A 10716-nucleotide genomic window follows, 5' to 3' on the forward strand; every position below is an offset into this window, starting at 1 on the left:
TGTCATTGTCCAGAACCGCAATCTGCACATTGCTGTCCTCGGCCGTGACGGCGCTGTCGTCCTGCGCCACCGGCGCGTCGTTCACCGCGCCCACGGTGACCGTCACCTCTGCCGTATCGCTGCCGCCCAACCCGTCCGAGACCGTGTAGCTGATCGTGTCGGTGCCGTTGAAATCGGCTTTCGGCGTATAGCTCAGCGTGCCGTCGCCATTGATCACCACGCTGCCGTTCAGCGCCGTCGCCTGGGTCACGCTCAGTGCATCGCCGTCGACGTCACTGTCATTGCCCAGCACCGCGATCTGCACATTGCTGTCCTCGGCCGTGACGGCGCTGTCGTCCTGCGCCACCGGCGCGTCGTTCACCGCGCCCACGGTGACCGTCACCTCTGCCGTATCGCTGCCGCCCTCGCCGTCCGAGACCGTGTAGCTGATCGTGTCGGTGCCGTTGAAGTCGGCATCCGGGGAATAGCTCAGCGTGCCATCCGCATTGATCAGCACCGTGCCGTGCTGCGCCGTCGCCTGGGTCACGCTCAGTGCATCGCCGTCAACATCGCTGTCATTGTCCAGCACCGCAATCTGCACATTGCTGTCCTCGGCCGTGACGGCGCTGTCGTCCTGCGCCACCGGCGCGTCGTTCACCGGGGTGACCGTGACCGTGACCGTGGCCGTATCACTCCCGCCCTGGCCGTCCGAGGCCGTGTAGCTGAAACTGTCAACGCCAGAGAAGTTTTCATTTGGTGTATAAGTGATCGTCCCGTCATCATTCAACGCGGTGGTCCCATTCAAACCATCCGTCGCCGAAACCAATGTAAGTGAATCACCGGTGTCATTTGCCAGAACAGAAACGACTATCGTGGCGTCCTCGCCATTGGTCACACTGTCGTCTTGGACCACTCGCACGACCGGCTCTTCGTCAGTCTGAAATCTGGTTTCTTTTTCCAACCCGTCAGATGTATTGTTGTTATTTCCGCCACTAGGGTCATCGTTTAAATCGTTTCTGCCTTTATCTCCCGGCGCGCCATCGTTCTGAGGGTTCGCCTCGTTCTCGCCGACGGGATTCTGGGTACCTCTCTGCCGACTGCTCGTCCCGAGTTCGACGAATGTCTCGCCGTTCTCAACACGATCATAAGCAAGTGCATAAGCCTTGGCAGCATCAGCCAGAATATCGGCGTCATCGGCAAAATCACCGGCCGTTCGGTCAACAGCTTGCGTTTCGCCATCCACGGGCGAAATTATCCATTTTTTGTCGCTGCTGGTTATCGTCGCGATCAGATTACCCTCGAGATCCAGCAACTCGATTTCGCCGTACCCGCCGTCCGGATCCTGATTGAGCGATACGGAAACCGTGGTCACGCCCGCATTTGTTGCCATATCAACTTTGACTGTGGTTCCCCGAATGCCCATTGTGGCGGTAGGCGTATTGACGTCCATGTCACCGGTTTTAGCCACTTCGCCAGCGATAAACACGAAGCCGCCCTCAATGAGATCGAAAACAGCCTTATTCTGGTCTCCACCCACTTCGTAAACCAATTCATCGAGCACCATCCGAGAATCTGAAGCGAGCGAAAAGATAGTACCGTCAGCAAAAGTCACCGACACCTTGCTATTACTTTGCGTAAAAACGACGTCGTTTTCAAAAACCTGACTGCCGACATCAAGCTCTACACGCGTACCGTCAGTGCGTTGTGCGTAAGCAGTACCTTCCACGGATTCGACCTGACCGATCGGATCAGCCAACTGGGTCTCGCCCACTTGCGCGTATTGGCCCGGCGCTTCGGGGCCAGCCAGGCGTTCAACAAGGTCTCCGCGCAGAATTGCGCCATCGGGAGATAGCAAATCAGCGGGTTCCCCTTGGCGGAAATAATCGGTTATCCGGACATCGGGCGCGCCATCACTCTGCACAATCAAATCGGATCCGAACCGGACAAATTCACCTGAAAACAGCTGACCGGCATCGGGCATAGTGACCTGAGACACCCCGACCGCATCAAGGTAGATGACATCTCCGTCGATCACGGATAGATCGGAAAAATCTATGTCGCGCATGTTTTTGCCCCAAAATAAACGTAAAATTATTAAAGCAGCATACACTCACAGGCGATTCGGAGCAAAATTTTAGCGGCGCGAATTAAATTTCGCCCTTCCCGTCAAGGGGGTGCACAAAAAGTTGACTGTTGACGGCGTGCTTTTTGCCGTCTTTGCTGACCCAATTCGGTTCTTACGGTGGGGGATTTTTACAGTTGCGCTACGCAGATCTCCTCACGGGCTTGTTTCAGAGCATTGGCTTGGGTCGCCTTTTGGGCGCGCTTCTTGTGTTTTGCCTGCTTGCAATTCGCATTGCGGACCCCAGCATCGTATCGGAAATGCGCTTCACGGCCTTTGATTTCTACCAGCGTATCAAGCCGCGTGAACCACAAGGGTTGCCGGTAGCGATTGTGGATATTGACGACGCCAGCCTTGAGGAATTGGGGCAATGGCCCTGGCCACGCACGCGCATGGGCGACTTGGTAACAGGCATTTCGCGCAACGGTGCTGTGGCTCTTGGATTTGACATCGTATTTTCCGAACCCGACCGGTTGTCGCCGGAGAAGATTGCCGAGGACAATCCATCTTTTACGCCTGAAGTGCTCGAAGAACTCAGGCGCATGGCCCGGAATGACGACGTTTTTGCAAAGGCGATCGCCAGCTCACGGGTGATACTTGGGCAATCCAGTGTACGGACGAATGACGCAAACAGAGACACCAAGATCAAAATGCGCGCCGTAGCGCACGCTGTGATTGGCGGAGACCCTCATCAGTTTTTAAATAGCTTTCCGGATATCTTGCAGAATCTGCCTGTACTGGAGGACGCGGCGACCGGGCGGGGAATGTTTTCGGTGCGACCCGATGAAGATGGAATTTACCGCCGTGTGCCTCTCGTAATGCGGGTTCAGGATCAGATACGTCTTGGGCTTGCGCCGGAACTGCTGAGGGTGGCAACGGGGGCCGACGCCTTTGCGGTTCGCGTGAATGAAGCCGGGATCGAAGGCGTCGTGCTGGCCCGACAGTTTATCGAAACAGCCGCTGACGGCTCGGTATGGCCATATTACAGCCCCTCATCGCGGGCGCGCTATGTTTCCGCCGCAGACATTCTGGCAGATCGCCTGCCTGCTCAGCGATTGGCCGGACATCTGGTTTTGATCGGAACCTCGGCGATCGGATTAGAGGATTTTCGCCCGACACCTCTGGGAAAACCGATGCCCGGAGTTGAGATTCACGCCCAACTGCTGGAAAATATCCTGTCCAAAACGCTTCTTAAGCGTCCCAATTATGCTGTTGCGGTTGAACTTGTCGCGGCGCTGATTTTGTCTTTCTTCGTGGTTCTGATCGCTCCACGCAGTGGTGCGGTTCTGATGATTGCCTTGACCATTTCTCTGGCGGTGGGATGGGCTGGCAGTTCTTACTATCTGTTCAGTACCAACCAGATTCTCATTGATCCGGTATGGCCCGTCTTTTGCATCATTTCATCAGTTATGCTGATGTCTAGTCTGAACTATCTGCGCGAGGAACGCCTGCGGCAACATATCCGATCCGCATTCGGTCAATATGTCTCTCCGGATCTGGTCGCGAGCCTTGCGGAAAATCGCGACAGGCTGGCGCTCGGCGGCGATCGGCGCGAGTTGACCATTCTGTTCAGTGATGTCCGAGGATTCACCACTCTTTCCGAGAAATATCGAGAGGATCCCGGCGGGCTGACAAAGCTGATGAACCAATTCCTTACCGTGCTGTCGAAACCCATTCTGGATCAACGCGGAACGATTGACAAATTCATGGGAGACGCCGTGATGGCGTTCTGGAATGCGCCCCTTGAAACCGCCGACCACGAACATGCCGCGTGCCGCGCCGCTCTCACGATGCAAAAAGACATCAAGGAATTCAATCGCTTCCGAGTGCAAAATGCCCAAGATGAAGACGTCTTGCCAATCGATGTCGGCATCGGGATCAACAGCGGGACCTGCATCGTTGGCAACATGGGCAGCGATACACGCTTCGACTATACAGCCCTTGGCGACGCGGTGAACCTTGCATCACGCCTGGAGGGGCAATCAAAAGCCTACGGGATCAAAATCGTTCTGGGCGAAAGCACCGCGCGGGCTGTCGAACGCGAGTTTGCAGTCATTGAACTGGACTTGATCCGCGTTAAAGGAAAGACGCGGCCCGAGCGCATATTCGGCCTTTTGGGCGGGGTTGAAATGCGTGAAGACAGTGCCTTTGCCGCTTTGAGCGAGACAAATTCAGCAATGCGCACCGCCTATAATCAAAAAGACTGGACGGGCGCTCAATCGGCTTTGGACCGCCTCATGGGTGACGCGAAAGCATTACACATAGACATTGCCGACTATGCGGCCCTTTATGTTCGGAGAATTCAAGCCTTCTCGGAGAATGCGCCGGGCGACGAGTGGGATGGAGTTTACGTTGCCGAGACGAAATAAATCACCTCTCGCGCAATGCTTCGGCCTTCGCACGAGAGAAGGGGCGCATCAGGTATTTCAGAACCGTTTTCCGACCTGTTTGAATGTCGACCTGAGCGATCATGCCCGGGCTGATCGGTAGGGCTTCGCCTCTTTCGGCTAGGTTGCTTTCCTCGGTACGTACCATGACCCGGAAAAACTTTTCTCCTTCGCTATCCTCAATCGTATCTACGCCAATACGTTCCACCCGGCCATCCAAATCGCCGTAGGTGGTATAATCATATGCTGTAATCTTGACCGATGCAGGATCGCCCGGGCGAACAAAAGCCACATCTTTGGGCCGGATACGTGCCTCGACCAGCAATCGGTCATCGATGGGCACGATCTCGACCAACCGGGCTCCAGACTGCACAACGGCACCAATCGTTGTAATGTGTACTGTTTTGACTGCGCCACGCACCGGTGCGCGCAGGCTGGTTCTTGTGACCCGGTCAGTTGCGGCACGCAACGCTTCTTTAAGCACCGACAAGTCGGCTTGCACCAGCGTCATACGCTCACGCGCCGCCAACACATAAGAAGATTGCGCGGCGGCGATCTGATTTTCAGCCTCGCGGATTGCGGCCCGTGTTTTAGGCAGGCGTGCGTTGCTGATCGCAAGCTCGCCCTCGAGTTCGGCCAGACGGCCCTCCAGCCGCAAAAATTCGACCTCGGGCACCGCCCCGCTTTCGACAAGCCCCTCGGTCAGTTCGACTTCTATCAGCAATGGCGCAACCTGCTTTTGCAGCTTTTCCCGAAGCGCTTCGAGTTCTTCCAGCTCGCCTTTTCTTTGCGCAAGTTGATCTCTGAGAACAAGGACTTCAGTCTCGAACTGTGTCCTTCGGGACAGATACACCTCCCGTTGCGCCGCAACAGCATCAGGTGCTCGGGACTGAAGCTCGTTGGTAAAAACCAAATTTCCAGAGTTCGTGGCCTCGGCTTGTATACGGACAAACTCGGCAAGAAGTGCCGCCTCACGTTTGCGCAGTTCGCCCTCTTGGGAACCGGCCGCAGTGTCATCAATTCGGATCAGTTCATCACCGGCGTTCACAATGTCGCCTTCTTCAACATTAATCTTTGAAACAATACCGCTCTCAAGGCTTTGGATAACCTGTATCTGGCTGGACGGCACAACTTGTCCCAGTCCGCGTGTGACTTCTTCGATTTCATAATTCGCGGCCCAAAATATGAAACCGGCCAGCCCGGCGATCAGAACTGCAAGAAGTAACTTGATCGATCCGCCCGTTTCCCTCGGGGGACGACTATTGGCGTTGTTGACGAATTCTTCTTCAACCCGGGCTCCGAACATAGTTAATGTTCCCCCGCCTGCTTCTTGATGCCCACGGCATTTAGCTTGGACATCACGTCGTCTCGCGGTCCATCAAGAACCTTTCGTCCGGAATCCATCACAATCATCCTATGAGCCAAATTCGCAAGTGCGGGGCGGTGCGTACACAGGATCAGCGATGTTTCATTATCCGGTAGCTCGCGCAATCTCTGGGCAACCAGGGTTTCCATGTCGCGATCCATTGCGTTGGTCGGTTCATCGAGAAAAACAATTTTGGGTCGGCGCAACAAAAGCCTGGCAAGCGCCAGCCCCTGACGCTGTCCGCCGGAAAGATGGGAGCCCCTTTCACCGATAAACTGATCAAGACCTTTGGGAAGTGTCGAGATGAACTCGTCCGCACCTGCCAAATGCAGCGCCCTGTCAATCTCGTCCGGCGGTGCAGACCTGCATCCGATCAGCAGGTTCTCGCGAAGCGTTCCCGTGAACAATTCGGTATCCTGCGGCAGGTATCCGACCCCCGCCCGCAGTTCGGACGGATCATATTGCCCCAAACTGTGGCCGTCGATGAGGATGGTTCCACGTTGGGGCACCAGCAGTCCGCTGAGAAGCTTGCCCAGTGTGCTTTTGCCCGAGCCGACCCGCCCCAGCAGGGCGATGGTTTCGCCGGGTTTGATCGCTAAGGAAAAATCCCTGACCGCGGGCACTTCTTTGTTCGGATAGGTATAGGTGACATCGTTCAGTTGAACCGCGCCCTTGTTCACTCTGAAATTGCTATGAATTTTCTGATCCCGCTCAGGCTGGAGCGCCATGAACGCGCTAAGAGATTTCAGTGCACTCCATGCGAACTGCGCCCGGAATATCGTTTGCGCAATGTTGCCGAGCGGCGCAAGCGCCCTGCTGGCCAGTATGTTGGCGGCGATCAGCGCCCCAACCGTAATGCTGCCTTCCGCAATCAGAAACACCCCCCAAACAACAATGCCCACACTTACAAACTGCTGTATGGCCATCGTGCCATTGGCCGTGAAGTTGGACCAGAACCGGCCGCGCCCGCCTATTCGTGCCGCGATCGCACTTGAGCGGTTCCATTCCCGCTGCATTTCCGGCTCTGCATTGAGCGACTTTACGGTATCCAAACCGGAGAGCGTTTCGATCAGAACCGCGTTTTTACGCCGGGACAAGGATTGGGTATCGCGTGTCGCCCGCCCAAGCGGCACCTGTGCCGCGAGCGCCAGCACGAGCATCACAGGCACCGCAATCATCGGGATATATGCAAGGGGGCCGACAATGAAATACAGGACAACAAAAAACAGACCGATGAAAACAAGGTCGATAAGCGACAGCAAGCTCGCAGATCCGAAGAATTCCCGTACTGTTTCAAAATCACGAATGTGGCTTGCAACGCCAATTGACCCGACAGAAAAGTCCTCTGGCCTTAAGGCCATCGCATGTTGGAAAAGTCCTGCCGATATTCTGTTATCGAGTCGTCGTCCGACACGCTCGACAATACCTGCACGGACTGTACGCAACGCCCAATCCAGTATCAATGCAATGCTCACGCCAAGCGCAAGCGTCCAAAGCGTCACGAAGGCCAGATTTGGAACAACCTTGTCATATACATTCATGACGAAAATCGGCAGCGACAGACCAAGTACATTTATACATAACGCCGCGAAAAACACTTGCCCCCATTCGCCCCAATTCTCGCGCATCGGGCGCCAAAACCAGTGCCCACGGTCATTGCTTCGATCCGCTGAAAGTCGGCGTTCGGCTCCTTCATCGTCGACGGTCACCAACATGACCTCGTTTGTGATGCGCCGCTTCAGATCCGACAGCTTGATTTCACTCTCCGAGGCCTCATTCCCAGGTTCCAGAATGCGTGCTTTTGTCTGCCCATCCAAAAATTCAACCAGAATGATCGGTTCACCTGAGCGGCTGAACACAACAGCGGGCAGGACTGCGGGATCAATTTCCTTAGGTTTCCGCAGAACCAAACGGGCTTTCAATCCGGCCGCGGCCAACAGTCTTACAAGGTTGGATTTGTCCCTGCTTTCAAAATTGGCAGGCAGACGCGCCGTAGCGGCATTATCTGTCCACGGACAACCGTGGAAAGAAGCGAGCCATGCCGCAGTCGCCAAAGCAGGCTCTTTTTCGGGTCCAGGTCGAGACCCAGAAGGCGTTTCCAAGCGCTCCGCTGTCACGCTATTTTTCATTCGAGGGCACGGATCTCAGTGTTGAAAATAGCAGCAGGGCGGCCCGCGCGTGCACGCTTCTCGTAATTGGGCATAAGCGGCACATCCGCCGGACGGGCTCCAAAATAGGTGGCCAACTGACTTTGCGTTGCCAATAGCCGGAATTGGCTGAAGGCCAGGCTGGCTTTCGCGCTCACTTCTTCGAACCGTACGTTGAAAAAGGTTCTTTCGGCATCCAGAACATCCAGCAGGCTTCGTGTACCGCCATCAAACTGCATCTGATATTGATCCGCCGCCTTGCGCGCAGCCGCCCTCTGATTCCCCAGAAGAACAGTGCGCTCTATCCCGGTGCCATAAGAAATCCAATCTCTGGACGTCAGTTCCTGCACCTCGCGGACAACTTCCGCTCTTTCAGCCAGAGCCTCGCTTGTTCGACGGCTCAGGGCCGAACGGCGAGCCTTTCGGCCTCCGGCATACAAATCCCAATTAAGCTGAAGCCCCACAAAAGCATCAGACTCACTTCCGGACAATCCATCCAGATCTGAGCCGTGGCGGATACCTGCACGCAATTTCAATTCTGGCAGTTCATCTGAGCGGTTTATTCCGGCTTGATACTTGCTCTGTTGAATGCGGGTATCAGCCAAACGCACCCGGAAATTATTGCTCACGCTTCGAATTAACAGTTCGCGCAGAGTATCCGGAAGCTCTCGAACATTTGGGACAGACATGTTGGCGGTCGGCTTATGGCCTATCACAGTTTCATAACGCACTTTCGCATTTTCGAGCGCTTGCTTTACTTCCAGGCGGCTCAAACGTGCCGCCAGCAACTGTTCATCTATTTCAAACTCGTCACTTGATGACAGACGGCCGACCTTGACCAACTTCTTGACCGAGCGCGATATTTCAACATGTCGGCGAATGTTTTGATCCGCAACACCAAGCAAGTCAGTGTGGCGAATGACATCAATATATGCCTCGACCGCATTCAGGGCGAGTGTCTCTGATGCATCCAGCAACTTGAAGATCGATTCATCTACCCTGGCTGAATTCCGATAAACCCGGTTTGCGCGTCGATACCCATCAAAGAGTGTCACTTCTGCGGCCAGTCCGATTTCACGCCCAAAGCGGGTACGACGGTTATCTTGGGGCGACAGTCGCGTCGGGTCATCAAAGTACTGCGCACCAGCGTCGCCGTAAAGGGAGAGGCGCGGCATGAAATCCTCTTCAAGCTGGAGCAGTTCAAGCGCTGAAGCCTTTACATTCTCTTTTCCTGCCTGCGCTTTCGGGTTTGTCGTCACAGCCGCATGCACCGCAGATTGCATGGACTCGGCTCTTGCCGAGGGAACATCCAAAATAAATGAAAACAATGGGCTCACAATCAACGGGAGCAACCTGGATACACAATGCGTCACCATGCAGAAAACCCCATTCTATATCATGAAAATCAGTAAAGCGCGAAATGCGTATATGCGCCTGAGCCTCTAGTAATTTTTAAATAAAATCAACGTTTATCACTTTTGCGTGTTGCATTTATGATGGGTCACGCAATGCGTGTAATGACCAACAACATACCCACATAGGTAACTTGATGAGCAAACTGGTCCAGACCGGCCAAAATCCAGAAGCCTTTTTCACTAGCCTTAAATCCTAGTTCTTTCAATTTTCGGTCTTTGATCCAGTCCACATGGTAATGAACTATGAATTCGGCGACAGAGATCAAAACAACCATCACTATCGAAATCGGTGCAAACAACAGGACGGCAGCCCCCAGAACCGCATGCATACCCGAATGGCATAGGCCACCAGGGTGGCCGTAGATACCTTTTGTTTGAATCATCCAAGTCGACTGAAAAACAAAATCTGCAACAAGATGCTTTGTCTGAAACAAAATCAACATGACTAGAAGTAAGTCGTAACTCATAATGATTGATCACCTAAAATTTGGTTCGTGCGTTGCAATTTTTTGGCGAGTGCCGAAGCCATCCCCTTGTGCCAAATCGCAGCCAAGACTGGCTCAGATTCTTGTACATCTCTTATACGGTTTTCGGCAAAACGATATACTACGGTTTCACTATCCGCGACTACGTTCGCCGTTCTTCCCTTGCCTGAGTAACTGGCGATTTCTCCGACGATAGCCCCAGATTTTTGTTTGAGCACGCGAATATCCTTTCCATCTTTATCTTTAATGTAAACCGATAAGCTACCCTGATCTATAATGAAAACGTCGCCCGACTTCTCTCCTTCCTTCAATAACAGGGTGCCTTTGGGAACCAACTCGCGATCCATTATGGTCAAGAACCGCTCGGCGATGTCTTGATCTCCCGTGATTTCAATCAAAGCAGACTTTGCGGTTTCCTCGCTGGCAGCAAGAGGCAAACGGCGCAGCAGATCATCCTCCAGGGTTTCAAGCGCGATATCGCAGCTGTCATACACTTTGAACGTGCGGCTCCCCTCAAGAACCGATCGGCGCTCGATTTCCTGCAAGACATGTGGGTTCAGTTCACAAAGGATCACCTGAGCGGCCCTCTCGGATGCCAGCAGTTCAAGTTTATGCAAGGCAACAATCGCCGCCCCATCTATTCGGCTGACCCCTCTGAAATCCAGGACAACAGTGTTAACGGGTGGGCTTTGCTTGAAGAGGTTACGGATGTGCGCCGAAGAGATATAGCTAAAAGTTGGTGATGGCCCCTGAGGGGCGGCATATCATGGCGTTGTTCACGCGCCGCAATTCTCATCTGAGAAAAGGATATGCCA

At 54.2% G+C, this 10716-nt stretch carries 7 protein-coding genes; 1 reads left to right on the forward strand and 6 read right to left on the reverse strand.

The genetic code is table 11. From position 1 onward, the window contains the following. A partial coding sequence (locus BUB78_RS20170) for an Ig-like domain-containing protein (RefSeq protein ID WP_139279411.1) occupies window positions 1–2044 on the reverse strand: 2044 nt, incomplete at its 3' end. Between the two features lie 152 nt (window positions 2045–2196). Between BUB78_RS20170 and BUB78_RS19345 the strand changes: the two genes are divergently transcribed. Next, window positions 2197–4470 carry a CHASE2 domain-containing protein gene (locus BUB78_RS19345; protein ID WP_220084048.1) on the forward strand — a complete coding sequence of 758 codons (2274 nt, stop codon included), beginning with the start codon at window positions 2197–2199 and terminating at the stop codon, window positions 4468–4470. Window position 4471: 1 nt separating this feature from the next. On the opposite strand, the gene BUB78_RS19350 is transcribed toward BUB78_RS19345, so the two are convergent. The 5 genes from BUB78_RS19350 to BUB78_RS19370 all read right to left on the reverse strand — a co-directional run bounded on the left by BUB78_RS19350 (window position 4472) and on the right by BUB78_RS19370 (window position 10626). Then, window positions 4472–5794 carry an HlyD family type I secretion periplasmic adaptor subunit gene (locus BUB78_RS19350; RefSeq protein ID WP_073200986.1) on the reverse strand — a complete coding sequence of 441 codons (1323 nt, stop codon included), beginning with the start codon at window positions 5792–5794 and terminating at the stop codon, window positions 4472–4474. 2 nt (window positions 5795–5796) lie between these two features. Then, window positions 5797–7983, reverse strand: coding sequence for a type I secretion system permease/ATPase (locus tag BUB78_RS19355; RefSeq protein WP_073200988.1), 2187 nt, complete (start codon window positions 7981–7983; stop codon window positions 5797–5799). Further along, window positions 7980–9338 carry a TolC family protein gene (locus BUB78_RS19360; protein ID WP_220084049.1) on the reverse strand — a complete coding sequence of 453 codons (1359 nt, stop codon included), beginning with the start codon at window positions 9336–9338 and terminating at the stop codon, window positions 7980–7982. The genes BUB78_RS19355 and BUB78_RS19360 overlap by 4 nt, the downstream gene beginning before the upstream one ends. 164 nt (window positions 9339–9502) lie before the next feature. Beyond that, window positions 9503–9883: a DUF3307 domain-containing protein gene (locus BUB78_RS19365; RefSeq protein ID WP_073200992.1), complete on the reverse strand. Its 381-nt coding sequence runs from the start codon at window positions 9881–9883 to the stop codon at window positions 9503–9505. After that, window positions 9880–10626, reverse strand: coding sequence for a cyclic nucleotide-binding domain-containing protein (locus tag BUB78_RS19370; RefSeq protein ID WP_342742352.1), 747 nt, complete (start codon window positions 10624–10626; stop codon window positions 9880–9882). The genes BUB78_RS19365 and BUB78_RS19370 overlap by 4 nt, the downstream gene beginning before the upstream one ends. Window positions 10627–10716 lie beyond the last annotated feature (90 nt).

Origin of the sequence: Roseovarius marisflavi (genome assembly GCF_900142625.1) — a bacterium.
Taxonomy (GTDB): domain Bacteria; phylum Pseudomonadota; class Alphaproteobacteria; order Rhodobacterales; family Rhodobacteraceae; genus Roseovarius; species Roseovarius marisflavi.